23 protein-coding genes and 3 pseudogenes are annotated in these 23,861 nt (G+C 58.1%); 21 read left to right on the top strand and 5 right to left on the bottom strand.

Annotated elements, in window-relative coordinates; genetic code table 11:
- The first annotated feature begins 7 nt into the window (after positions 1-7).
- The 6 genes and pseudogenes from tssB to tssG form a co-directional block, all read left to right on the top strand.
- On the top strand, positions 8-562 hold the full coding sequence (tssB, locus tag GGI60_RS29880) for a type VI secretion system contractile sheath small subunit (protein ID WP_183919980.1): 555 nt from the start codon (positions 8-10) through the stop codon (positions 560-562).
- 2 nt (positions 563-564) lie between these two features.
- On the top strand, positions 565-2,052 hold the full coding sequence (tssC, locus tag GGI60_RS29885) for a type VI secretion system contractile sheath large subunit (protein ID WP_183919972.1): 1,488 nt from the start codon (positions 565-567) through the stop codon (positions 2,050-2,052).
- A 115-nt stretch (positions 2,053-2,167) separates the two neighbouring features.
- Positions 2,168-2,701 carry an Hcp family type VI secretion system effector gene (locus GGI60_RS29890; RefSeq protein WP_007636660.1) on the top strand — a complete coding sequence of 178 codons (534 nt, stop codon included), beginning with the start codon at positions 2,168-2,170 and terminating at the stop codon, positions 2,699-2,701.
- A gap of 84 nt (positions 2,702-2,785) precedes the next feature.
- The gene (tssE, locus tag GGI60_RS29895; RefSeq protein WP_183919970.1) at positions 2,786-3,292 is read left to right on the top strand and encodes a type VI secretion system baseplate subunit TssE; all 507 of its coding nucleotides are present in this window, start codon (positions 2,786-2,788) and stop codon (positions 3,290-3,292) included.
- The gene (gene tssF / locus GGI60_RS29900) at positions 3,292-5,178 is read left to right on the top strand and encodes a type VI secretion system baseplate subunit TssF (RefSeq protein WP_183919969.1); all 1,887 of its coding nucleotides are present in this window, start codon (positions 3,292-3,294) and stop codon (positions 5,176-5,178) included. Before tssE ends, tssF begins: the two co-directional genes overlap by 1 nt.
- Positions 5,142-6,113, top strand: a pseudogene (gene tssG / locus GGI60_RS29905) (type VI secretion system baseplate subunit TssG); the annotation flags it as partial. The gene tssF and the pseudogene tssG, both read left to right, overlap by 37 nt.
- Positions 6,114-6,218: 105 nt before the next feature.
- Here tssG and GGI60_RS32690 read toward each other — a convergent pair.
- Positions 6,219-6,356 (bottom strand): annotated as a pseudogene (locus GGI60_RS32690) (CoA ester lyase); the annotation flags it as partial.
- A gap of 550 nt (positions 6,357-6,906) precedes the next feature.
- Between GGI60_RS32690 and GGI60_RS29910 the strand changes: the two are divergent.
- The gene (locus GGI60_RS29910) at positions 6,907-8,934 is read left to right on the top strand and encodes a type VI secretion system Vgr family protein (protein WP_096772086.1); all 2,028 of its coding nucleotides are present in this window, start codon (positions 6,907-6,909) and stop codon (positions 8,932-8,934) included.
- 468 nt (positions 8,935-9,402) lie between these two features.
- On the opposite strand, the gene GGI60_RS32560 is transcribed toward GGI60_RS29910, so the two are convergent.
- On the bottom strand, positions 9,403-9,531 hold the full coding sequence (locus tag GGI60_RS32560; RefSeq protein WP_281414078.1) for a hypothetical protein: 129 nt from the start codon (positions 9,529-9,531) through the stop codon (positions 9,403-9,405).
- Between the two features lie 499 nt (positions 9,532-10,030).
- Between GGI60_RS32560 and GGI60_RS29920 the strand changes: the two genes are divergently transcribed.
- The 6 genes from GGI60_RS29920 to GGI60_RS29950 all read left to right on the top strand — a co-directional run bounded on the left by GGI60_RS29920 (position 10,031) and on the right by GGI60_RS29950 (position 14,807).
- Entirely contained in the window at positions 10,031-10,336 is a 306-nt protein-coding gene (locus GGI60_RS29920) for a hypothetical protein (RefSeq protein WP_097622224.1), read from the top strand.
- 47 nt (positions 10,337-10,383) lie between these two features.
- On the top strand, positions 10,384-10,527 hold the full coding sequence (locus GGI60_RS29925) for a hypothetical protein (protein WP_176439509.1): 144 nt from the start codon (positions 10,384-10,386) through the stop codon (positions 10,525-10,527).
- Between the two features lie 1,759 nt (positions 10,528-12,286).
- Positions 12,287-12,658 (top strand): hypothetical protein, encoded by a 372-nt coding sequence (locus tag GGI60_RS29935; RefSeq protein WP_088397077.1) that lies wholly within the window; start codon positions 12,287-12,289, stop codon positions 12,656-12,658.
- Positions 12,659-12,666: 8 nt separating this feature from the next.
- The gene (locus GGI60_RS29940; protein WP_088397078.1) at positions 12,667-13,665 is read left to right on the top strand and encodes a caspase domain-containing protein; all 999 of its coding nucleotides are present in this window, start codon (positions 12,667-12,669) and stop codon (positions 13,663-13,665) included.
- 3 nt (positions 13,666-13,668) lie between these two features.
- Positions 13,669-13,932 carry a hypothetical protein gene (locus GGI60_RS29945; protein WP_088397079.1) on the top strand — a complete coding sequence of 88 codons (264 nt, stop codon included), beginning with the start codon at positions 13,669-13,671 and terminating at the stop codon, positions 13,930-13,932.
- Between the two features lie 281 nt (positions 13,933-14,213).
- Positions 14,214-14,807 (top strand): hypothetical protein, encoded by a 594-nt coding sequence (locus GGI60_RS29950; RefSeq protein ID WP_088397080.1) that lies wholly within the window; start codon positions 14,214-14,216, stop codon positions 14,805-14,807.
- Positions 14,808-15,412: 605 nt separating this feature from the next.
- Here the strand turns inward: GGI60_RS29950 and GGI60_RS29955 are convergent.
- Entirely contained in the window at positions 15,413-15,616 is a 204-nt protein-coding gene (locus GGI60_RS29955) for a cold-shock protein (RefSeq protein ID WP_007636633.1), read from the bottom strand.
- A gap of 642 nt (positions 15,617-16,258) precedes the next feature.
- On the opposite strand from GGI60_RS29955, the gene GGI60_RS29965 reads away from it, so the two are divergent.
- From GGI60_RS29965 to GGI60_RS29995, 8 genes are all read left to right on the top strand, one after another.
- Positions 16,259-17,845, top strand: coding sequence for an MFS transporter (locus GGI60_RS29965; RefSeq protein WP_183920013.1), 1,587 nt, complete (start codon positions 16,259-16,261; stop codon positions 17,843-17,845).
- Positions 17,846-18,220: 375 nt separating this feature from the next.
- On the top strand, positions 18,221-19,858 hold the full coding sequence (locus tag GGI60_RS29970) for an MFS transporter (protein WP_183920011.1): 1,638 nt from the start codon (positions 18,221-18,223) through the stop codon (positions 19,856-19,858).
- 119 nt (positions 19,859-19,977) lie between these two features.
- On the top strand, positions 19,978-20,106 hold the full coding sequence (locus GGI60_RS32565) for a hypothetical protein (RefSeq protein ID WP_280950648.1): 129 nt from the start codon (positions 19,978-19,980) through the stop codon (positions 20,104-20,106).
- A 619-nt stretch (positions 20,107-20,725) separates the two neighbouring features.
- Positions 20,726-20,896 carry a hypothetical protein gene (locus tag GGI60_RS29980; protein WP_183920017.1) on the top strand — a complete coding sequence of 57 codons (171 nt, stop codon included), beginning with the start codon at positions 20,726-20,728 and terminating at the stop codon, positions 20,894-20,896.
- 178 nt (positions 20,897-21,074) lie between these two features.
- Positions 21,075-21,698: a DUF3991 domain-containing protein gene (locus GGI60_RS32330; RefSeq protein ID WP_312863480.1), complete on the top strand. Its 624-nt coding sequence runs from the start codon at positions 21,075-21,077 to the stop codon at positions 21,696-21,698.
- A gap of 20 nt (positions 21,699-21,718) precedes the next feature.
- Positions 21,719-22,171: a toprim domain-containing protein gene (locus tag GGI60_RS32335; protein ID WP_246720530.1), complete on the top strand. Its 453-nt coding sequence runs from the start codon at positions 21,719-21,721 to the stop codon at positions 22,169-22,171.
- Positions 22,168-22,449: a hypothetical protein gene (locus GGI60_RS32340; RefSeq protein ID WP_246720531.1), complete on the top strand. Its 282-nt coding sequence runs from the start codon at positions 22,168-22,170 to the stop codon at positions 22,447-22,449. Before GGI60_RS32335 ends, GGI60_RS32340 begins: the two co-directional genes overlap by 4 nt.
- A 216-nt stretch (positions 22,450-22,665) precedes the next feature.
- Positions 22,666-23,166: a hypothetical protein gene (locus GGI60_RS29995; RefSeq protein ID WP_183919965.1), complete on the top strand. Its 501-nt coding sequence runs from the start codon at positions 22,666-22,668 to the stop codon at positions 23,164-23,166.
- Here GGI60_RS29995 and GGI60_RS32345 read toward each other — a convergent pair.
- Positions 23,087-23,302 (bottom strand): annotated as a pseudogene (locus GGI60_RS32345) (zincin-like metallopeptidase domain-containing protein); the annotation flags it as partial. The gene GGI60_RS29995 and the pseudogene GGI60_RS32345 overlap by 80 nt on opposite strands.
- A 262-nt stretch (positions 23,303-23,564) precedes the next feature.
- On the bottom strand, positions 23,565-23,861 hold a 297-nt coding region (locus GGI60_RS31735), incomplete at its 5' end, for a hypothetical protein (protein WP_210314614.1).

Raw genomic sequence — 23,861 nt, forward strand, 5'->3', positions numbered from 1 at the left:
GGAACACATGACAAAGGCGAGTAGTCAAAAGTTCATCGCGCGGGTTCGTCCGCCTCGCGTACAGATCGAATACGACGTGGAGACTTATGGCTCTCAGAAGAAGGTTCAGCTTCCCTTCGTGGTCGGCGTGATGTCCGATCTCGCTGGCAATGCTGCCGAGCCGCTTGCTCCTGTCGCGGAGCGTAAGATGATGGAGATCGATATCGACAATTTCGATGATCGGCTCAGATCGCTGAGGCCCAGGGTGGTGATGCGGGTGCCGAACCTATTGACCGGAGAAGGCCAACTCGCTGTCGACCTGACCTTCGAGCGGCTCGAAGATTTCTCGCCGGCGGCCGTGGCGCGCAAGGTCGACAGCCTTAGCAGGCTGCTCGAAGCGCGAACGGAGCTCTCCAATCTGCTGGCCTACATGGACGGGAAGAACGGTGCCGAAGAGTTGCTCACCCACTTCCTCGCCGATTCGGCACTGCTAAGCGCCCTCGGCAATGGCATCGAGACTGAGAAGCCTGATGGAGTGGTTGCCGCTCCACCATTGGCATCCCCAGACACAGAGGAGAACTGATCGTGACGCCTGCAGATGCCACAGATGTACAGGTCGCCACCGTTGATCTCGGCGATTTCACCCGCATGCTTCGATTCGAGTTCAGGATCCGCTCGGACCACTCCCGTGACTTGGTAGAGAGTGCCGTCCGAACACTGGCCGAGCAGGCACTTCAAAACACGTCGCTGATCAGCGACGATGTCGTCGCGACTATCCAAAAAATGATTGCTTCGATCGACCAGAAGCTTTCCGCGCAACTCAACGAGATCCTCCATCACGAAAATTTCCAGCGCGTGGAATCAGCTTGGCGGGGCTTGCATCACCTTGCCCTCAACACCGAAACCGATGAGACGTTAAAGATTCGCGTTCTCCCAGTTTCAAAGTTGGAGATGTCCCGAACTTTGCGGAAATATAAGGGTGTCACCTGGGATCAGAGCCCGCTATTCAAAAAAATCTACGAAGACGAATATGGCCAAATCGGCGGTGAACCCTATGGCTGCCTGATTGCCGACTACTATTTCGACCATACCCCACCGGACGTAGAGTTGCTTTCGGGACTCGCGCAGATCGCGGCGGCGAGCCACTCACCGCTTATATCTGCCGTCTCACCACATCTGCTGCAGATGGATTCTTGGCGTGAGCTTGCGAACCCGCGTGACATCACAAAAATCTTCCTCACTCCCGAACATGCTCCTTGGCGAGCGTTCCGCGAAAGCGAGAACTCGCGGTACGTGGCCCTGACCTTACCACGCACCCTTGGCCGACTGCCCTACGGGGCCAAAACCAACCCGGTCGATGAATTCGCCTTCGAGGAGGACACAGACGGCGGCGACAGCGAGAAATACCTTTGGACGAACGCAGCCTACGCCATGGGCGTAAATATCACGCGCTCGTTCAAGCTCTATGGCTGGCTCTCCAGAATTCGTGGCGTCGAATCCGGCGGCCTCGTCGAGGGCCTGCCGGTACATACCTTCCGCAGCGACGACGGTGGCGTCGACCTAAAATGCCCCACTGAGATCGCGATCAGCGACCGCCGTGAGGCCGAACTGTCCAAAAACGGTCTTCTACCGCTGTTGCACCGCAAGAACACGGACCTCGGCGTATTTATTGGCGCTCAGACTATTAACAAGCCGGTCAAATACGAAGACCCCGACGCGTCAGCGAACGCCGAACTCAGTGCCCGGCTACCCTACATCTTCGCAACCTGCCGCTTCGCACATTATTTGAAGTGTATGGTCCGGGACAAGATTGGCACGTTCAAGGAGCGCCACGAGGTCGAGGAGTGGCTCAACCAATGGATTCAGGGCTACGTCCACCCCTCGCCCGAGCTTGGGAGCGAAGAGAGTAAGGCACAGCAGCCGCTCTCCTCGGCCGAGGTCAAGGTGGAAGAGGTCGAAGATAATCCCGGATATTACGTTGCGAGATTTTACATGCGGCCACACTACCAGCTCGAAGGCCTAACCATCTCTTTGAGACTGGTCTCGCGCCTGCCATCCGCCCGCAAGGACTGAGAAAACCCGCAGATGATTGTGCTCCGTTCTCGGCGCCAAAACTCGGGAATGGCTGCCCTGGGCGGGCCGATGCAATCCAGGCCCAATCAGATCAACGAGATAAGGAAAATCCATCATGGCGTTCGACGCGGTTATAAAGTTCACGCAGGCGTCCAAGGACGGCATTTTGCCCAAGGGCGAATCTATCATTCTAAAGGACGGTATCACGCTAGCGGACGAATGGAGCTTTTCACTCGAAAACAAGCTGAACATTGGGCCTCATACCGCCGGGGCGGGCGCGGGCAAGGCCGAATTCGAGGTCTTCACTATCAAGAAGCAGGTGGATACGTCATCGCCCTCTTTGTACGTTGCCTGCGGTCGCGGCGCCCACTTCAATAACGTTGAACTAAAACTTTTCAAAGCGACGGGGAGCGGACAAGCTACATCAGAATCGAACCTGTTCTTGCATTGGAGTTTCAACATGCTGGTAGTCGAGAAGGTCGAGTGGTCCTATGCGGAAGAGGCCCCCGAGGAGACGATCACATTCCGGTTCGGCGCCTGCAAGGTCATCTATTACAGGCAGGATGAAAAAGGCGCTCTTACCAAAGCAGGCGAGGGCATCTGGAACCAGATCGCGAACAGTACCGACTTCAATAGGCTCGTCGGCTGATGGCGCCATCGGGAACGGGAATATTCCGGGCCGCGCGCGAAAACGGCGGATCGCCTCTTCGATATTGCACCTGGAGATTGTAACATGGGCAGAGATGTTAAGCGGGATCTTGTGCAACCATCCCTCCTGGACCGGCTTACGGACGATGAGCCCCGCAACTCGTGTGAAGCGCAGGACAAGCGCAGTTTCTCTGTTCGCCAACTGGAAGAGGTGATTCTACGCGATGTTTCCTGGTTGTTGAACACCAACCAATTGGGTGCAACCGTAGATCTACAAGCGTACCCACACGTAGCTGCCAGTGCACTTAATTATGGTGCCTGGCCTCTTAGCGGACAAATTCGCGAAGGCATGGATAAGAGCGCATTGCGCGAAGCGATAATCGAGAGCCTTCAGCGCTTTGAGCCGCGTCTCTTACCGGACACCCTCAAGGTGACGGTCCTGGACGATGGTCAGGGTTGCGGCACTTTTCGCTTTAGGATCGAAGCCGATCTGTGGGCGCAGCCATTGCCCGTGCGAATGGTGATGCGTACGGAGGTAAACTCCGAGCTCGAATCCGCCCGCGTCCTTCATCTCGGTACAGAGATAAGCTGATGGATCCCCGGCTCCTGCGACTGTACAACGATGAACTTGCTTACATGCGCGAGATGGGGGCCGAGTTCGCCCGCGCATTCCCGAAGGTCGCCGCCCGGCTCGGGATGGAATCGGTGGAGGTCGCCGACCCCTACGTCGAGCGGCTTCTGGAAGGCTTCGCTTTCATGGCGGCGCGGGTGCAATTGAAGCTTCAGTCTCGCTTTCCGGAATTCACCCAGCACCTCCTGGAAATGGTCTATCCGCATTTTCTACCGCCGCTCCCGTCGATGACGATCGTGCGCTTCGAGCCCGACCAGGAGGCCGGACGACTTGAGAATGGATACGTCGTGCCGCGGGGAACCAAGCTTTTGGGCCGTCTTGCTCCGGGTGCCGTCACACATTGCGAGTTCCGCACGGCCCATGATGTGCATCTCTGGCCAATTGTGGTAAGCGCTGCCGATTATTTTTCGACGCCGGGGCAGATCGCCGCACTGGATCTTCCGGCCCGGCAAGATGCGAAGGCTGCTTTGCGACTACGCCTTCGCACCACCAATGGCATGCCGTTCAATAGACTCGCACTAGAGGCTCTCACACTGCACCTAACGGGCCCCGGTGGCATCGGCGCCGCACTCGCCGAACAGCTTCTCGGTGACGCATGCAATATCATAGCCCGTCCGGTCGGCCGGCCCATCCCTTGGCAGGAAAAGATTCCGGTTCATGCGCTGCAGCAGCGCGGTTTGGAGCCGAGCTGTGCTCTCCTGCCCGAGGTGCCACGCTCTTTCGACGGGTACCGTCTCCTACAGGAGTATTTCGCCCTCGCGGAGCGGACGTTGTTCGTCGAGGTTAGCGGGCTGGCAGACGCAGTAGCCCTGTCAACTGCAGAGACCCTTGAGATCGTCTTCGCACTTGGACGTGTCGAGCCACGCCTGGAACGACAGCTCGGACCCCAAAATATCGTTCTCTTCGCAACGCCCGCGATTAATCTGTTCGAACGCCAGGCAGATCTCGTCCACGTGAGCGACAAGAACACCGAGCATCATGTGATTGTTGACAGGATGAGGCCGCTCGACTTTGAGGTCCACTCGATCCTCGAGATGAGCGGAGACGGGGCGAAAAACGAAGCGGCTCCCGTGAGGTTCTACCCGTTCTATAGCATCAGCGCGCACGGTCAGGAGGAGCAGCATTCCAGATACTACTCGATCCGGCGGGAGCAGCGCCTCATGTCGGAGCACCAGCGTCTAAATGGCGCGCGGACTGGCTATATCGGCAGCGAGACGTTCGTTTCTCTGGTTGATCGCCAGGCGGCTCCCTATTCGGCGGAACTCCGGCATTTGTCTCTAAACTGCCTGTGCTCGAACCGGGATCTGGCGCTGCTGCTGCCGATCGGCCGGGACGAGACAGACTTCACCCTGGAAATCGGCGCTCCAGTTACCGCCACCCGGTGCGTATCGCCCCCGAGCCGACCGAGCCACTCTTTCGCCAATGGCGATATCACCTGGCGATTAATTAGCCATCTCTCACTGAACTACCTCTCGATCAGCAATTCCGATAGGAACGACCACCGGGGCGCAGAAGCGCTGCGTGAACTCCTCCGCCTCTACGTCGATCCAGTCAATGCCTTCGCCTCACGGCAGATCGACGGGATCCGGGAGATCCGGTCCAGGCCTGCGGTCAGGCGATTGTCCAGCGGTGGACAAGCCGCCGTAGCACGTGGGATTGAGGTTGGCATCATCCTGGACGAAGCCGCCTTCGAAGGCGTTGGCATCTTTCCGCTCGCCTCCGTGCTCAACCAGTTCTTCGCAAAATACGTATCCATCAACAGCTTCACCGAGATGGTCGTCTCGACGCTACAGCGCGGGGAGGTAATGCGATGGCCGACGATGGCCGGCCGCCGGGCGATCCTTTGATTTCGGGGGCACTCGGCGACTTCCTAAGCTCGCTTGGGGCCGAGCCGCATGCCTGCGACTTCTTCCAGGCTCTGCGGCGGATCGATGCAATCAGCTCAGATCGGCCTCGGCTGGGAGAATCGAGCGGTCCCAGCCTGGATCGTGTGCGGATCGCCCAGCAGCCCTCCCTTGCATTTCCGACTCGATCGATCGCGGGCGTGACTGCGCACGAGGAGAACGATCCCGTAATCTCCACCTACGCCTTCGGCTTGTTTGGACCCCACGGTCCCCTCCCATTGCATCTGACGGAGTACGCCCTTCTCCGGCAGCACAACGCGGCGGATGAGACGCTGATCCGATTTGCTGATACCTTTCATCATCGAATGGCCTCGTTCTTCTTCCGCGCATGGGCGGAGAGCGAACCGACCGTGAGCTATGACAGGCCACAAGAAGATCGATTTGCCCTTCAGCTCGGCGCGCTAGCCGGCTTCGGGATGACCTCCCTGCGCGCGCGGGATGCTATGCCCGATCAGGCCAAACTCCACTTCACCGGCCGTCTCGCCTCACACACCCGCAACGCCGAGGGGCTCGCTGCCATACTCGCCAGCTTCGTCGAGGCGCCGGTTGATATCCGTGAATTTGTCCCAAAATGGGTCGAGCTGCCCCGCATATCGCTCTGCCTCCTGGGCCGCGACCCGGGCACGGGTACGCTGAACAGCACGGCTGTTGCAGGTGCGAGGATCAAAGTGTGGCACCATCGGTTCCGACTCATTGTGGGTCCCCTCAGCCTGGCTCATTACGAGTCGCTTCTGCCCGCAGCTCCCGGCCTCAAGTCGATAGCGCAGATCATCTCCAACTACCTTGGAGATGAACTGGACTGGGAGATTAACCTCGTTCTTCGTCAGGAGCAGGTCCCGGAAGTGCAGTTGGGTCGCTGCGGCAGACTCGGTTGGTCCAGTTGGATGGGCAAGCGGAAAAGGCGCCAGCACGCCGATGACTTGACAACTACCCCAACTGACCGCGGCCCACCGGCAGCCGCATGGCACTCTCCCGAAACGGACATCCATGATGCGGCGGGCCCGCTCGACCTTCTTTTCGGGCGGGGAGAAGATCTCGTTGGCGAGATCGATCTGGATCGGATGAATGGCCCACGTGCCCTCGATGCCAAGTGCGGCGGCACGGCGGGCGGCGGCTTGGAAGGCCCGTTATGACAAGCATCGGAAGCCAGACTATCTTCAGTAAGCTCAACGCAAACTGCAATGAGACCGCCAAGGCCCTTTGCAAAATTCGCCGTGACGCCTCTTTGGAATGTTCTCGCCATTTTGACGCCCTTGAGGCTTCAGCAGCGGAGAGGCCGATCGAGGCGACGATCGCGGCGAAACTCGACCACCGTGGTTGTCCGCTAGGGCGCTGCGCCCTGGGCCTGGCTGAGAATTCCAGGAGATACGTCGTCGCTAGCACCGCCGGAATTCGCCAACTCATCGAAGTTCTAAGGCCGCATGGCGCGATTTGGGTGGGAGTTAGCGTGGGTGAGTTCCAAGAGGCCCACACGCTTTCTTCGCCCCGCCCCCCCCCCGCTTGGCTCTGACGATGCGGGCCAGCAAGACATCTTGGCTGAGCAACGGTCGGCGATTTCGATGCACGAGATAAACGCCTTTCTGCATCTTCGCCGATGGCTTCGGCGGCATCTTACTCACGCTATCGGGCGCAACCGCGCCTTCTCATCAAATCTGCGGAACACACACCACCATGGTCCTGTCAAGAATCGAGAGTCTCTTAAGGCACAATCGTTTTGTTGCGGTCACTTCGGCCGCGTCCGAGTTGAATGAAATCTCTCTCCGACGGCTCAGTGGCACCGAGCGGCTGGGGGAACCTTTCCTCTACGAGGTGAAGCTCGCCAGCCGCAATCCAGTTCAGAACTTTGCTACGATTCCCGGTCAAAGCCTGACAATCGGGCTTAAGCTCAAGGACTCGCAAACGCGCTTCTTCAACGGAGTTGTTACGCGCTTCCAATATCTCGGCCTCGACGATACCGAGCACCTCAACTACGTGGCGCAGGTGCGGCCGTGGATTTCATTGCTCGAGCATCGCTCTAACAGTCGGGTCTTTCAGAACAAGACCAGCATCGAGATCATCACCACGATTTTTCGAGAACATAAAGGCAATTTCAAGAATCAGACCGCCCGACGGTTCCCAGAGCGCCCATATTGCGTCCAGTACGATGAAACGGATCTGGCCTTCGTCAGCCGCCTCATGGAGCAGGACGGCATCTACTACTATTTTGAACATGCTGAGGACCAACATGACCTCGTGCTGGTCGACAACGCCGCGAGCCACATGGCCTGCACGCCTGAGATCGTGGAGACCCACCACAATCTCAGGCCTGCCCGAAGTCTTTACCAAGAAGACGTCATCCTGCATTGGGACGAGGTCGTTTCGCTACAGCCGAACAAGGTCGTTCTCAGGGACTATGACCATGAGAAGCCGATGGCAGAACTCACGTCTGTCGCGCGCGTTCCTCCCGTGAGGACAGGCGGCATTCCGCCCCGCAAGCTCACGGGAAGCGCCATCACCCGACCGCCGGAGAGCGTGGCGGTCAGAACGGGCGAGACCTCGTCGGGAAGCAGCGGCTGCACGGCAATGCGGGAGGTCTTCGAGTATCCAGGCCACTATACAAAAAAAAGCGATGGCGATTTCTACGCCACCATCCGTGCCGAGGAACTCGCCTGCAACGCTTATCGCGCGCGGATCGAAAGCACTGCGCGCCAGATAACGACCGGGTCATTATTCAAGGCCGCAAATCCCTTCTACTACGGCCAGGTCGGTTCCCGGCCGAAACCCACCGATCGCTTTCTGGCAGTCGGACAGGACTTCACTGTCATCGGAGAGGTGGGGGACGATCTCACTGCGGACACCGTGGGGGGGAAGGGCGAGCGCTTCCTCTATCACAGCAACGTAGAGATTATCCCCGCGACCACCCAGTACCGCCCGAGGCGCCGCACATCGGCGCGGTTGATTCACGGACCGCAGACGGCCGTCGTCGTAGGCCCCGAGGGCGAGTCGATCGCGACGGATAAGTACGGCCGTGTGAAGGTTCAGTTCTTCTGGGATCGAGAAGGCGAAAAGAACGAGAACAGCTCCTGCTGGATTCGGGTGGCCCAAAACTTCGCTGGTAAGGGTTTTGGCAACCTGGTCGTCCCACGGATCGGCCATGAGGTCGTCGTTGATTTCATCCACGGCAATCCCGACACGCCCCTGGTGACCGGCGTCGTATACAACGGCTCAAATCTGCCGCCTGAAACCCTGCCGACTGACAAAACGCGGTCGACTTTCCGGACGCATACCGATGGCGGCGCCGCTAATGCGTACAATGAACTGCGCTTTGAGGACAAGCAAGGCCGTGAGGAGGTCTATTTGAAGGCGCAGAAGAATCATACCGTCGAGGTCGGGAATATCTACAGCATCGACGTCAAGAGACACTTCCTCCTGACCTCGGGCGTCGCCGCGCCCGCGTCCTCTGCCGCAGCGGCCTTGGGTAGCCGCGTCGAGGTAACACCCGACAAGATCCGCCTTGTAGTATCGGGCAGAACCGGCCCCCAGGCCATCGAAATCAGCGCCGATGGGATAGCCATTATCGGCACGATGATTGGCGTTATGGCAACGCCTCCGCGGCTCGGGTCCATCGTCTCCATGCCGCCGCCGACACCGGGTCCACCCACGCCGTCGATAATGAAGCTTATTGCGACACTCGGGCTGCCGCCTGTGACGCCCGAGTGACACGATGTCAAGGTGAACTGGTTCTGGGTCTGGGCTGTCCGGCAGTCGTTGCCTTTAAGTCGTCAGGGCCCTGCAGGCGTAGAGATCAACAGCGGAACGGCTTCGGCGTCGTAAGCTGACCTACCGAATCAACGCGACACCGCGAGATTGCCCGAAAATGAGGAAAGGTTATGGTGCGTGAGCGTTTGTTCCGGGAACTTGCGCCTCAGTTGATGGAGTTGCCTCGCGAAATCGGCCGCAAGCGGCTCCAAATGCGTCTAGTTTATGTCTCCACCAAGCTGGAGTATAGCCCATCGATGAGGATGAAATACCTTTATCACTCGGCGTCACGGAATTGCGATCAGGGCGCGGGCGGCGCAAAAATCAGCGTTCTCGATCTGGGCGTCATAGCGCTGCTTTGTAGGGCGGGCTCTCGCCTCGAAGCGCTTCTGGCGGAGCGTGGCCGCCTCGAGCAGCAGTCGAAGCCTTTCACCATGCTCGAAGGTGTCTCGCTTCCGTTCGCGTTTCGAGTTTCTGATGGGCGCTGGCCATGCCTGTCAGGCCGAGTTCGCGCAGCATGTCAATGGTGGAATTGGTCAATGTCGCGATAAGAATCATGCGCTGTCCAGCTCGAGGAAGGACGCTGGCCATGCCCCCGAAGCATAACGGGATACGAATTTGGTATTGGAAGGAAAGGTCGCGACGGAAATAACATCAGCAGTGACGCAATGACCTAAGGAGCGACGCAATGTACGGCAGAAGGCAGGGGGTGGTGGCAATAGTTCCGAACAAGGAAGCCCAGGCTCGGCACTTGTGTCCTTCGGGCGAACTTGCATGCGAGCCACTTTGTAGAAAGGATTACCCGCTCTCGCGTATCAGAAAGGTGCGATGCTTATGGCCTAGAGGCCTTGCTGCCGGTTGGAAACCTCGCAAGCTGGACCCGATACCAACAGTCCTCAAGCGCATCGGCCATTTCCACATCCCAGCATCGCGTATTCGTTGATCTAACTACCCGAGACTCCAGCCTACGGGCCTTTTTGGATTCATCGGCGATCGAGGACTCTGTCGCCTATCAGTTGAAATAGGGTTTCGTGGCGAGCCAGCAGAGGGACAGCCCATGGATGAGAAAAACAGCCCCATTGTTTGCATCTCGGGTGTGGACGAACGAAAGCTCGGCGCCGCTCTAATCGCGGTCCAATCGGCATTTAGTGTCGCGATTGCGGAACTATCGAAGCTTCACAAAGGGAACAATCCTCAGTGGTTCGAAGACCTGGAGGAGGTGGTAATCGCTAACGCAAAAGGCACAGTCACCGAGGGCATCTCGCTGGATGTCGAGGTAGAAAGCCTCAAATTCGGCATCGACGTCCTTCGGGCGATCTTGGATGTAAGCCGCGTTGAGCTAGGCTTTGCAGCAAAGGAATAACCCTTTCGCCCAAACGAGGTGTCGATCTTATTTGGCGCGTCCAAAACATGCTCAGCCTGGACCGTCGACGCGCCTGCCTCTCGGAGGCGCTGGACAAGCATGCGCTGCTGCTCAATGATCACTTCACCGCGCAGCAAGTGGCGCTCGACCATTTCGAGTGCGGTCTCGACAGGGGTCTCCATAACCAATAAGCCGCTGACATTCTGAGCCACGGATCGGGGGCGGCAGCAGCCTCACCGATTTTTTCATCAATGGTGGCAATGTCACCATTGCCCCTAACGGCGGCCTTCCCGCGATCCTGTAGCAACTGGCGTGGCTTGCCGGATTGTTGCCCACAATCACCGCGGCAAGACCAGCAGGCTTGCCGATATCAGCTTGAAACCCCTTGACCGCGTCGATGACCGTTGCAGCCGTGGCCTTGCCTCGATGATAATTGTCATGTCTTTCGGCGCTCTCAATTTGGCGATTAATTGAATTCGAGACTCATCTGACTAGATCGTTCCAGAGGCTCTCGGCGAACCCGCGCATCAGCTCGAACGTCTCATCACTTGTGGGGTCATGTGCGCTCTAACGTGGCCGATGAGCGTCACGGCAGATTCACCGATCGGGAATACCGGCAGGGAGAGATCGACAGCCGTACCATTTGCAGGTCCCCGAGCGACCATCCCGCCGCTGATCGAAACGCGGGCTCGCCCGTGGCTCTGATCGACATGTGGTCCTTCGACTTGAGGATTCCCTCAATGGATTCCGGCTCGGCCATTGCGGATTCGCCAAGTTAAAGCCATTGGCCGGGAGCGATCGGGCGAATCGCGAGGCCTACGGGTGTCAGCGCTCCGATGAACTCGCTGTCCGGCACAAGAGCAGCTGAGAACCTGACGGACCGCGCCTTCGGGCGCGGGTTCGATGCGGACGGTCTCCTTGATCAGGAGATACCGGCGTGCGAGGGCAGGACGAACAGTCAGTTTGAAGTGATCCATTTGCGTCAACCGGACTAGACGTTCGGCTTCGTATTATACGGTGCCTTGATGACTTCCTTGTCCTTCTCCTGTAGGGCTTGAACCGTTGTCCCGTCGCCACGGCAAGAGCGCCGCGGCTGATCGGGCGCCTGTGAAGCGTGCGCCATCGACAGGTTTGTGAACGAGTGCAGCGATGGGCGTCGAGGCCGTGGCGATGCTGCCAGGCAGGGTTGCTTCGGCATCGGTGCGATCACGACCGGCGTGTTCCTCTGGCGAGGTCGCAGTGGCGACAAACATACTTGGACCCGCGTTCTTCAGGCCTTTGAGTGGACCTCAATATTTGAGGACGCTCCATACGACGCTAAAACGCTACACTTTCTGCGTGACCGAAAACTACTGTACCTTTCATTGTCTCCCGTTTCTTCCCGGCTAGAAAATGCATCAAAACCTTCAGCTAGATATTCAGTCCGAGGGTTTAGACCGATTACGCGGGTGGCTAAAGGAGCAGTCTCGTGAGCCAGTGATTGCATGGCGCTGAGGCATTCGCCAATGAGGCAATACGAACATCTGTCTACGGTCGATGGGTCGTCAAGGAGCGCTCTGCGTTTACTTGCAGCATTCCTGCGGACTCGCCCGAAAATCGCCGCGGACCTGCAGAAACTCCCTATTAAACGCTGCACATTGTCTCAGGCGCGGCAGTATTTTGCCGTTGTGAGGGCTCCGACGAAAGTGTCCGGCTGAGGACACATCAATGGGGGACACGTCGTGACCATCGATATCAGTGATATGGCGGTATAAGAACTACGATACCGGCTCGCATCCTTTGATGCAGATCAAGGACTTTGCCATGGGAAGCTCGGCCGGCCGCCGATCAGAGATCGCATGGCAGCTGTCGTCGGTTTGCGGGACTTCACCATTGTTGTGGCTGCGATTTGATTCTCATCAATGCAAATAAATCATTTTAGTGCCGGGGATCGGCGATGGAGATTATCACATGGCAACTAAGAAAGTCATCTTCGTGGCGTTTGCCATCGAAGACGAGAGTATTCGGGACATGATAAAAGGTCAGTCGCTGAACACGGGCACGCCGTTCGAATACATCGACATGTCGGTGAAAGAGGCATACGAATCCGACTGGAAAAACAAAGTGAAGACCCGAATCTTGCGCTCGGCTGGGGTTCTCGTGATCGCGACGAAAAATTCGATATCATCGACAGGCCAAAATTGGGAAATCGCGTGCGCTCATGAAGTAGGTGTGCCTGTACGGGGAATCTGGGCCTACAAGGACGATCACACTCAAATTGCCGGCGTCGAAACAATGGAATGGACGTGGGCAAATATCAGCAATTGGATCGATAGCCTGTAAGGAGCCTCATGCGTAAAGCGTTGATTGTAGGTATCGATCATTATGAGCATATTGCATGTCTGAATGGGTGCGTAAACGATGCTCACTCTGTCCGTGCAGCCCTCGAACGTAACGCAGACGGTACAACCAACTTCAAGACGCCCAAGCTAATTACCGGTACCGGACGGGGCGACATTGTAGAGCGAGCGGAGCTTAAGGAGGCTGTCCGAGCGCTTTTTGCCGACCGGTCCGAGATTGCGTTGTTCTATTTTGCCGGGCATGGCTACATCGAGGATACAGGTGGCTATTTATGTGCGGGAGATTGCAAGGTAGGAGACGATGGTCTTTCCTTGAATGAGGTCATGACCATCGCAGCCAACTCCCCAGCCACCAACAAAGTCATCATCCTGGATAGTTGCCACAGCGGAATCGCTGGTGAAAACCCGACTATGAAGGGTGTTTCCGAAATCGTGACCGGGATGACCATACTCACCGCGTCAACCGCAGAACAGTATGCACTTGAAATGAACGGACCCACACCGGGTGGCGTTTTCACGGGCCTCTTGATAGACGCGTTGGCTGGCGCAGCCGCCAATCTTGTCGGAGATGTCACGCCGGGGAGCGTCTACGCCCATATTGATCAGTCGCTCGGGCCTTGGGCCGGTCAACGGCCGCTGTTCAAAACTAACGTCAAAACTTTCGTGTCTTTGAAAAAGGCTGACGCCCCCATTCCTCTTGCGGATTTGCAGCAATTGGCGACCTTGTTCCCTTCGCAGGACTACGTATTTCCGCTTGATCCCGAATACGAGCCCGAACGCAATGACGAACAAAAGAACGATCCAGCAATCCCAAAGCCAGATCCCGCAAAGAATTCTGTTTTTGCGATCCTTCAGAGATACGTGAAGGTCAACTTAGTCCGGCCGGTAAACGCACCTCATATGTGGCACGCTGCAATGCAGAGTAAGGGCTGCGAGCTGACCGTGCTAGGTGAGCACTATCGAAAGCTTGTTGGAGCGGGGATGATCTAAGCAATGGCCCTTGACGACATCCTAGATGGCCTCGTGGACGAATTAGCCAGCATCGAACACGAACGTTGGGCCCACTGGCAGAAATATGTGCACGGCCAATCCCTTAAGCAACCTGATGGCTCTATCGTCATTCCTGCAAATCTTGTCGCCAAATGGGAACGACAGATTGCTACGCCGTTCTCGCAACTTTCCGATACGGAAAAGAAAAGCGACCGCGAGCAGGTCCAGAAATATCTGCCATTGCTAAAGAACGCTCTGCGGAAGTAGCAAGATCATAAACGGCGAATTGTTCATTCATTTCAATGCATGATAGCTAGTTTATCGGAAAGAGAACCGTTGATTGCCTGATGGAATTGTCACTGTCTATGCTGCTTCCGGCATAGATTCTCTAAACCAAAACGAGTTGGAAAGAAAACTATGTCAGACAAACGCTCGCCACCGCCACCGCGTCCTCCGGCGCCTTCACGGCCACCCGTTCATATCGAAAAAGGTGGAACACGGCATGTTGGAACTCAACCACCGCCGCCACCTCCCAGGAAGGGATAGAAATGACCAACGTAGAGGATGACTGCTATAACGAGGTGCACGGCATTCGCCACAACACGCTGCGCAACGCGCTTTACCATATTGCGCGACGTGCATGGTTGGAACGCGTCAGCCGATTTCTCAATTTGGCAGTCATTCTCGGTGGAACGAGTTACGCAGCGCAGGTCTTTATCAACAGCCCACGAGGAACGTTTGTGTTAGGTTTGGCTTCGGCTACTCTCGGAGCTGTACAACTCATCTTTGATTTTAGTGGAAAGGCACATCACCATGAGCGCCTACAAAAGCGCTACTATGATCTGCTCGCATCTGTCGAAGAGACACGCGGGCCTACGATGGACGATTGTGCAGCGTGGAGGGCTGAATTAACGAGGATCTATGCGGACGAGCCGCCCACGCTCCGCGCGCTTGATGCAATTGCCGACAATCAGGCTACCGCTGCCACGTATGGATCAAGCAACCCGAGACTGAACGTGTCTTTCTGGCAAAGCTGGACTCGAAATTTGTTTCTTCATAACGCTGGGAGGTTCCCAGAGAGAGACGGTTGGCGAATTCAGTCTGACGCTAGTCAGTCAGCTGTGGAACCGTACCCTCGGTAGCGGCGTGCCAGCCGGCGATCCACCCGCACGTCTCCTTGCCCACGCAGTCCAGAAAGATGAGGGGCAAATCCGGCCTATTGCCGTAGGCGGACCGCGGGCAAACGCCGTGGATCCACAAGCTCTCAGTCACGGCAAAGGGTCAACTTGCCTGGGTTGTAGATCATTTTTGTTTCGATGTTTCCCTCAAGTTCGACATGGGAAATTGCATATTGGGACACCCCTGCTTTGCCAGCATTTGTGAGATCGCGATCCGCTTGACATCATATAATTAGATTTATTGCGTCACGTAAGGCAGTACCTTCAACCGCGCCACGCGGCGGCGGAAATCCGCGGGTATGCACTAGTATGCGGGAATAGAAGCTTACTCTGGACAACGTACCCGCTGCGCCCTCTTCGTCTGGACGTCGAGCTTAAGTCCAAGTGAAGGAATGTCTAACTGCTGTATTTCGAAGCCGACACACAGCTCCCGGAGGGGATTTGGGAATCAACTCCTCGAAATACTTGAAGCCCGAAGGACAGGATTCGAGCTCCAATCTCAGGATTTCGCCCGCAACAACGAACGGCCTGCAAGGCCAAGTTCGATGGACAAACTAGACGATCGCAAATCAAAGAACGCGTACGTTTTCTGCCTTCGATTTACCAGTCTTCCGATCCTGACCGACATCGTAGCTCACAGTTTGCCCTTCGCTCAGATTGCTGGCGCCCTGCAAAGCAGACACATGCACAAACACGTCAGCGCCTCCATTGTCGGGCGTAATGAAGCCAAAACCCTTGTCTCCATTGAAAAACTTAACTGTTCCGGTGGCCATGAACAAATCCTTCACGATTGCAAAGCAGATTGCCGCTGCAAAAACCTTTAAGGCGACGAGGTGCCATCCGCAATATGTTTGGCCTGATTTTTAAGCCATCGGAGTGAATCAAGGTTTTCGCTAATCACTTCTAGGCACCCTTTTTCTGACCTTGTGGGGAGCCTCTCGTGAGGTCCTTAGCGATAGATGATATGGTCATGGCTGCTGCGAAAATTCGCGGCCCGTTACCCTAACTTTATTCCGGATTGTGCTTACTTCCGGGTCGGCAGCCGCATCCCGTGCGCGTCTGGCGAGCCACGGCTACCATGTCGGGCCGTTGCGCCTCGCGCGATTCCGTCTAGGGCCAAATCCCGGCGAGTATGGGAGGCGCATGAGGTCTGGGAAAGCCTTTGGCAGTTGGCCGAACCGGCAGTGCCGTGCGTGAACTCTGAAGGGACAAATTTCGGCGGCCGGTTCAAAGATTCGCGAGGGGGAATATCAGGCGGCCCGCCTTCACACCGGCGCTACGTGCCTGGTGTCTCTCCTGCTCGATGCAGTGTTCCTGCGCCAAGCAGCTGAATAACGCCGGAAATCATATCGTGGTTACGGATAAGCTCCTTCGTCAGCGAGATGATGGGAAGCGTCAGAGTAACCTAAATGCAGATGCAGATCGAAGACGTTTTCATGACCGGGGCAACCACCCCTGCTCCGCTGCGCAACGCAGCATTCTGTTCGATTTGGAGTTCAGCGCAAGTCGCAAATCTCAGATGGCTTGTGCAGACCGTCGCGATTGGTTGGCTGATGGTGACGATCACCGCTTCCGATCTGACGGTCGCGCTCGTACAGGCGTCGACTACGCTTCCGGCATTCATACTCTCCATCATCGCCGATACTCATAGCCGCCGATCGGTGATGATCATAGGACTGTCATTGATCGCGCTAGCGTCTGTCGCACTGGCAGGTGCCGCCGCCTTCGGCTTCCTCAGTCCCTGGCTCATTATCGCAGGCTGCGGATTTGCGCTGAATGACCCCGCCTGGCACGCCTCCGTGGGGGATATCCCGGCCGCGGTGACGCTTATGTCTACTGGATATACCATGACGCGAAGCGTTGGGCCGGCGCTGGGCGGGGTTATTCTCGCCTTTCTCGGACCATTGGCCGCCTTTCTCTTCTCCGCATGCAGCAACCTGGCGCCTCTCGCCGCGGTATTGCGTAACAAGTGGCACGCGCGCCCGTCTCCTCTGCCTGCGGAGCGTATGTCGACCGCAATCCGAGATGGCATCCGGTTCACGGCGCTTTCGTCCGATATCCGGGCGACAATCATGCGCGCAACCCTCTTCGGCCTTGCCGCTATTGCTATCCTCGCACTTCTGCCGCTCGTCGCCCGCGATCGTTTGGCCGACGACCCCATCGCCTACGGCGTTCTTTTCGCAGGTTTTGGAACGGGCGCCTGCGTGGCCGGATTGAACAACCGGCTCTTAAGGCAGGAATGGCTGATGGCAATTGCTTCCATTGCTTGCGCGGTGTGTTGCATCTCACTTGCCTTCACCTCCTCTGTGCCTTCAGCAACACTTGCGCTTGCTTTCGGCGGCGCCGGCTGGATCATCACCTGGACCGGCGTTGACGTCTGGGTGCAATTGGCAAGTCCGCGCTGGGTCGTCGGCCGCACGCTCTCGATCTATTATGCATTCCTATCCGGCGGCATGGCAGCCGGCAGCTGGATCTGGGGCAATGTTGCCCAGTCATATTCGCTCGCTTCTTCTCTCGAGCTGGCCGCGGCCGCCCTGCTTGTTGTTGCTGCGTCAGGGTTGGTCTTGCAGGTGCATCTGGGGGCGGAGGGAGACCAGCAGGGCGCGGTTTTTCCGGCTCCATCGGTGGCGCTTGATCTGAAGCCGCAAAGCGGTCCGATTGCAGCGAGGACAGAGTATTCCATAGACGAAAGCGACTTGGACAGCTTCTTCGATCACATGCGCACTCGCAGATACGCCTTAGCTCGCGCAGGCGCGCGCGACTGGACGCTCCAGCGAAATCTTCGAAAGCCCTCCCATTGGACGGAAACGTTTCACACGCCGGCCTGGATGAGTTTCCGGCGTCTGCATCATCGCCTCTCTCTATCGGATCAGGACGTCTCCCAGCTTCTCGCCGCTTTGCATTTGAGTGAAAAGCCTGCGGAAACTGAGCTCGTTATTGAACGTACAACGGACGCGCGACGAACCCGGAGCCATCCAGTCCCGCGCGTTTTGCGTCCGTGAGGTGATTAGTGATGAGACCATCCGTCGAGCAGCAACGGTTAGAAGGCGGCGCCGACCAAAAACAAAACCTCACGATCACTAGGACTGCGGAGAATAGCTGCAAGCCCAACACAGCTCCTGGCCTGGGAGTGGCATCAACCCCTGCCATCCAGGTTCACTCGGCTGTCGTCGATCCCTGGTCGACGACAGCCGCTTTTTCCTCTGTTTTTGATTGTGGTCTTGCCGCAGCCCGCCGAAGCGGAACTTGCGACCCTCTGCTCACAGGCTCAAGGCCGGAGAGAGGAAGTAAGGCCAACCCAGTTCCCACTGCCCTCCCTCATCGCCGCCGCCCCGCAAAGACGGCCGAAGTGCCCCGTCCGAAAGAGACCGAATGACATGCCATCAAATGAAGGGACAGCATCCGTAGGCCTACTGGCGCCACTGAAGAATTCGACGTTCCGTTCGATTTTCTTCGCGTCGCAGCTCTCCAGCCTGGGTTGGCTGATGCAGACGGCGGCTCTCAGCTGGCTGATGGCCACCGTTTCCACCTCGGATGTGATGGTCGCCCTTGTCCAGGCATCGTCTACCCTGCCTGCCTTTTTTCTTGCGATTTTCGTTGGCGCGATTGCCGACAACTACAGCCGGCGCATGGTCATGATCGTCGGCCGAAGCCTGATGATGGCGGCCTCGGCGATGCTGACGATCCTGATGGCTTTCGGCATCACCGATCCATGGATGATCCTGGCGTTCAGTTTCCTTGACGGCTGCGGTATCGCACTCAGCGATCCCGCGTGGCGCGCTTCGCTTGGCGACATGCTGGAGCGCCGCCATCTGCCGTCGGCCGTCACCCTTCTCAATGTCGGATTCAACACGGTCCGTAGCGTCGGTCCCGCGCTTGGCGGCATCATCGTTGCGATTTTTGGGCCGCTCGTCACTTTCGCGCTCACCACGCTTGGCTTCGTCGCGCCCCTCACCGCTCTGTGGCGAAACAAGTGGACCGTGAAAGCGTCGCCCCTCCCTCGCGAAGCGCTCATGACGGCGATCTATGATGGACTGCGGTTCACGGCGATATCCTCGGAAATCAAGGCAGCTATTGTCCGCGGTACGCTGTTTGGGCTGACCGGAACCTCGATGCTGGCGCTCCTGCCGCTCGTCGCAAGAGACTTCTTGAAGGGCGGCCCAATCGACTACGGTATTCTCATGGGTGGCTTCGGCGCCGGCGCGCTGATCGCGGGGCTCCTGAACCCGCCACTCAGGCGCGCGGTCACGCAGGAACTGCTGATTGTTCTGGCATGTGTCGCGTGCGCGGTATGTGCGATCTCACTTGCGCTGACGTCTTCCCTGATCATCGCAACAGTCTGCCTCGCCTTCGGCGGCGCCGGCTGGGTAACCGGATGGTCGGGCTTCGGCGTCAACGTGCAGTTGGCAAGCCCGCGCTGGGTGGTGGGTCGCACGATTTCCATCTACAGCGCTTTTACTTATGGGGGGATCGCCGCTGGCAGTTGGCTCTGGGGAATTATCGCCGAAAACCATTCCCTCTCCTTATCCTTGGCATGTTCTGCTGCCGCCTCGTTGCTGGTCGCCGCACTTGGGCTCAAGCTGCCGATCAGCAACCGCTTGGAGTCTGAACTCGAAGCCTCCGGCGCCTTCGATGCGCCAGTACCTGCACTCGATCTGAAGCCGAGAAGCGGCCCAATTCTGGTGACGACGGAATATGCGATTGCCGAAGAGAACGCCGCTGTCTTTCTTGAGATCATGCGCAGACGGCGGCATGTTCAAAGCCGAGCCGGCGCACGCCATTGGACCCTCACGCGCGACGTTCAGCAGCCTTCGCGATGGCTCGAGACCTTCCGGACGCCAACCTGGACGGATTACCATCGCCTTCATCACCGCCTCAACGAAGCGGACAAGCGCCTGGGCGATGAGCTCAAGTCGCTGAGCGTGGCATCCGACCTCCCGCGAACAATCGTTCTGGTGGAGCGCCCGACGGCTGCGCGCAAGTCCACGCCCGTGCCGTACGTTTCCCAGAAATGAGCACGCTATGCGACTCCGAGGCAACTCATCCAGCAAGAGAGGATCGTTCGATAATGGATACGTCGAAGCTTTGCCCCCTCCAGTTGGCCTCCCTCCGATGGCTGAAACAGAGCAGAACGTTGGAAGAGATCGCGCGGATCGAGGACCGAACCGTCGTCGATATCGAGCGATGCCTGCAGGATGCTTTGGTGCTGCTCGGCGCAGACTCGATTGAGGCGGCCATTCGTATGATCGAAAAGACAGCTTGAAGTGATGGCGATCTTTCGGCGCGCTGCTTGAGGCTTTGAAAATTCGGATTCGAGCGCACGGTGGAAGGAGCCGCGGGAACGCCGCCTGTATTAGGTCGCGATTCCAGGAAATCCGGAACCGGTGTTCGATTTTATTCTCGGCATTCCCGCGCGAAGCAACTCGGCGAAGGAGCTTCTCTTCCGTTGAGCCCTTCGTGAAAGTTATCCTTGCGGCGGCAGTCCGAGACCTCCCCGGTCATCCGGTCCATCGTCTGGAATCGCAATCGACCGATGATCGACATCCGCCCCTTCGTCGCAGCGATTCACACCAAGTGGATTTGACCTGGACAGCGACCGCTCGCGCTGAAGCGCAGAATATCGGCGGCGCATTTCATCGGACGCAATCCTCCCTGCCGTCCAAAGAGCGACCAGTTCCATGAAACCCGGGTCTTCATCGAGCCGAATTCCCCGTGCATTCCAACGCGCGATGACCCGCTCGGCTATGTCCCTGCGTGAATCCATTACCAACTTCCCTGCCCGGCCTGCCGCCTACGCGGTGAGATACCAAGTTGCTGGGTTCTTCGCCAGTTGAAAGCGTCCGATATGTCACGCCGGGTGCCCGCGATCTGTTTTCGGGAGCTTGTTAGCTGGAGCTATCGAGATCGCTAAGACGCACTTTCCAGCTCTCTCCGACCTGATGGCCCCCGCCACCATCTTTTCCGTCGACCGCGAATACGGCGTCCTACCGTCCGACGAAATCGACGTCGACGACGATCTTGAGATCGTCCATGAATACACGCCTTGGCATTGAGCGGGCGGCGACATGGCCTGCGGCCGTGCCGCTTGCGAGCGGCGGGCCGCAAGGGAGGCTTCGCCGCGGCCGACTTTGTATAATTCACTAGGTTGCCAGCCGCGCCGTTGCGGCCTTTGCTCTTCGCGGCCGCTGAAGCGGCTAATAGATAACGCTGACGAGCAGGAGGCGATCACTCGTGATCGGAAGGAAAATGAAAAGAAGAGAGATAGAGGGCCTTCGCGAGGCCGTATCCTGCGCCGCGGTGCTGGAAGAGGCCGGTTTTGCCGTTGACGCCAAGGGGAGCACCCGTCGGGCAGTGAAGTTTCGGCGCAGCAGTGAGATTGTCATAGTCACGCATGAAGGGCGGGGATGGTTCGACCCCCTAAGCGAGGCGAAAGGCGATGTCTTTGGGCTCGTCGAGCACCTCGATCGCGCCGGCTTTCTCGAAGCCGTCGAAAAGGTCGGGAGTCTCGTGGGATTCAAAATTTCCGCGCCAGGATGGCAATCTCGAAGCTTTGTCGCCAACTCCGAGTTTTCCGTTTCCGATCGTTGGCAGGCACGTCGCCGCCCGTGGCAAGGCTCATCGACCTGGCAATACCTGCACAACGAGCGCTGCCTTCCGACATATCTGCTCCGCACGGCGATCGAACGCGACCTCCTTCGAGAAGGCCCGAACGGCAGCCTTTGGGCCGCTCATACGAACCATGCCGGCGACATCACCGGATGGGAGGCGCGCGGCCCGCAATATCGCGGCTTTGCCACCGGGGAGCGAAGGTCCTGTTCCGCTTTGGCTCGGACGCTTCAATGCGCCTGGCTGTGACGGAAGCTGCGATTGACGCCATGAGCCTTGCCGCCATCGAAGGATTGCGTGATGGAACGCTTTATCTCAGCACCGGCGGCGGCTGGTCTCCGACCACGGCCGCAGCCCTTGGTGCGCTTGCTTCACGTCGCAATGTCCAACTCGTCGCTGCGACAGACTCCAATCCTCAAGGCGACATGTTTGCCGGGCGATTACGGGCGCTTGCCGACGGCGCCGGCTGCGACTGGATGCGGCTCCGCCCACCGCGAGAGGATTGGAACGAGGCTCTGAAGCTTCGCGTGAAACAGAGGAATGAGAACAGGAAAAGGGTGGGTGGGAAAGAGAAGGAGGCGTGCCGCATGCGCCCCAGCCGCGTCGAGGCAGGCTCCGCCCGGTTCAAGCCGACCCTGGACCCGGCCGGTCGCGATGTCGGCGGAGGAAAGGGGCACATGAAGGACTTAGGTGCCGAACCGCTCGATAATTGCTGGAGATGACGCGCCGATCGAAGCCCAGGCTAGCCGGCAGGACCGCACCGGCTGATCGCCGCGGCGCGCGCACGCCAAGCGCACGCCGGCGGATCGCGATCTACACCAACCGTCGGCAGATCAACGAATTGCGCCGCGCCAACGATTGCAAGGTCGTGCCCGAGAGACTCGCAGCGTGGGAGGACAAGCTCGCCCAGCAGCGATCGCTGATCCAGGTTCTACAGGTCGAGGAACGACGGCCCGTCACAGAAAATGCCATTCTACTGAAGCGTTTCCTACGAAGCTGAAACGGAGGTTGATCGCCGGCGGCATGCCCGACTCCTCGCAGAACGCGCCAAGTGGCTCCTCTCGACGGCCCTTGTCTGGATCACATATTTCTTCGCGCTTCAAATGATCGAACCCGCTGTGGTCTTCACAGTGTTTTCAGGGCTTATAGTTGTTAGCGTCCTAGTTGCCTCCGCTTGCGGGGTTCCGGAAGCCGCAACCGGGTCGAAGGGGTCGGCTTGATCGCCATAGTAATCGGCGTCGGTTATCTGGCGACGATCACGATGCTCGGACAATCAGGCTTCGTGCGAGGCGGCTGGGCTGCCGCGATGGCCGGATTGCTGCTGACCAGTGTGTCTGCCGTTAGCCTCACGGCGATTATGGTCTACAGCCAGCGACTCAACGGCCTCGGTATCGCACCGGCTGCTCAATATGGGCTGCGGTTTCCGCTGTACGTAATGATGGCACTCCCAGCCGCGTGGTTCGACCTGGATGGGAAAGGTCCGGTCGATCTCAGTGGGCTGCTTGCTGTCATCATGATCGGATTGGCGATCATGGCGTTTCCAGTTTTTGCGATGCAAAAGGCCATTTCGCTGATGTCCACCCTGTCGCTGGCCGCGATTACGGCGCTTGGTCCACTATTCGTTTTCCTGTTCCAAATCATTGAAGGTCGCGTGGCTTACGCGCCGGCCACGATGATGGGTCTGATGATTGTGCATGCGCCGCCGCCTGGAAGATAGCCCGTCGGTCGCGTCGCTCAGGACCTTGAGCCAGGAGCCAAGGTACGAGGCGTGATCGGGGGGGCTCGAGCTCGAGCTCGAGCTCGGGAGCAATGCCAAGATCGGCGCACAGGAAGCAGCTGCCGAGGTCGGCGATATATCCTGACAGTCAAGGAATATCGACGTCTGTCGCCCGGAGCGGAAATGAATGGGATGAAAACTTCCTCGCAAAATAGTGACTTCTGCGAGCAATTATAGCCAACTTAGGAGTTCTGCGGCGGCTGTCGCCGCTTGTGAGCGTCCGACAGGCCGGCTCCACCATATGCCGCCAGTACAGCTCCTGCGAAATAGATCAGCTAAGTTTCCTGCACTCGCTGCAGCCCGAAACCGCTGGCGAGCGGCTCGCTGCCTGAGGACCATCAGCGTCGGTCGTTGGTCTCGCCAGCGGCCGGCACCTGTTCAGGCTTCAACGCGGAGAGCGTGTCAGGATCAGCCGTAAGGTCCAGTTTGCCCCAGATCGAGGTTTTCCGGTCGATCGGCTTGAGCTTCCGGGACGGCTTGATTTCGACGACAAACGGCTTTGGCTGCTGACGCATAGATCCTCCAGGCGACGATTCGCGCGCACGACGATAGCCCGAAGAACGGCCAAAGCAACGCCCTGGTTCGGCTGTTCCCGGACGTCTGATTTTGACATGTGGACGGGGCGGCAGGTCCAC

The organism is Rhizobium lentis, assembly GCF_014200175.1.
Taxonomy (GTDB): Bacteria; Pseudomonadota; Alphaproteobacteria; order Rhizobiales; family Rhizobiaceae; genus Rhizobium; species Rhizobium mulingense.

Excerpts from the sequence above, each read along its gene's own strand:
- tssB (WP_183919980.1), top strand. The coding sequence starts at position 8 with ATGACAAAGGCGAGTAGTCAAAAGTTCATCGCGCGGGTTCGTCCGCCT.
- GGI60_RS29890 (WP_007636660.1), top strand. The coding sequence starts at position 2,168 with ATGGCGTTCGACGCGGTTATAAAGTTCACGCAGGCGTCCAAGGACGGC.
- tssE (WP_183919970.1), top strand. The coding sequence starts at position 2,786 with ATGGGCAGAGATGTTAAGCGGGATCTTGTGCAACCATCCCTCCTGGAC.
- tssF (WP_183919969.1), top strand. The coding sequence starts at position 3,292 with ATGGATCCCCGGCTCCTGCGACTGTACAACGATGAACTTGCTTACATG.
- GGI60_RS29910 (WP_096772086.1), top strand. The coding sequence starts at position 6,907 with ATGGTCCTGTCAAGAATCGAGAGTCTCTTAAGGCACAATCGTTTTGTT.
- GGI60_RS32560 (WP_281414078.1), bottom strand. The coding sequence starts at position 9,531 with ATGATTCTTATCGCGACATTGACCAATTCCACCATTGACATGCTGCGC.
- GGI60_RS29920 (WP_097622224.1), top strand. The coding sequence starts at position 10,031 with ATGGATGAGAAAAACAGCCCCATTGTTTGCATCTCGGGTGTGGACGAA.
- GGI60_RS29925 (WP_176439509.1), top strand. The coding sequence starts at position 10,384 with ATGCTCAGCCTGGACCGTCGACGCGCCTGCCTCTCGGAGGCGCTGGAC.
- GGI60_RS29935 (WP_088397077.1), top strand. The coding sequence starts at position 12,287 with ATGGCAACTAAGAAAGTCATCTTCGTGGCGTTTGCCATCGAAGACGAG.
- GGI60_RS29940 (WP_088397078.1), top strand. The coding sequence starts at position 12,667 with ATGCGTAAAGCGTTGATTGTAGGTATCGATCATTATGAGCATATTGCA.
- GGI60_RS29945 (WP_088397079.1), top strand. The coding sequence starts at position 13,669 with ATGGCCCTTGACGACATCCTAGATGGCCTCGTGGACGAATTAGCCAGC.
- GGI60_RS29950 (WP_088397080.1), top strand. The coding sequence starts at position 14,214 with ATGACCAACGTAGAGGATGACTGCTATAACGAGGTGCACGGCATTCGC.
- GGI60_RS29955 (WP_007636633.1), bottom strand. The coding sequence starts at position 15,616 with ATGGCCACCGGAACAGTTAAGTTTTTCAATGGAGACAAGGGTTTTGGC.
- GGI60_RS29965 (WP_183920013.1), top strand. The coding sequence starts at position 16,259 with ATGCAGATCGAAGACGTTTTCATGACCGGGGCAACCACCCCTGCTCCG.
- GGI60_RS29970 (WP_183920011.1), top strand. The coding sequence starts at position 18,221 with ATGCCATCAAATGAAGGGACAGCATCCGTAGGCCTACTGGCGCCACTG.
- GGI60_RS32335 (WP_246720530.1), top strand. The coding sequence starts at position 21,719 with ATGAGCCTTGCCGCCATCGAAGGATTGCGTGATGGAACGCTTTATCTC.
- GGI60_RS32340 (WP_246720531.1), top strand. The coding sequence starts at position 22,168 with ATGACGCGCCGATCGAAGCCCAGGCTAGCCGGCAGGACCGCACCGGCT.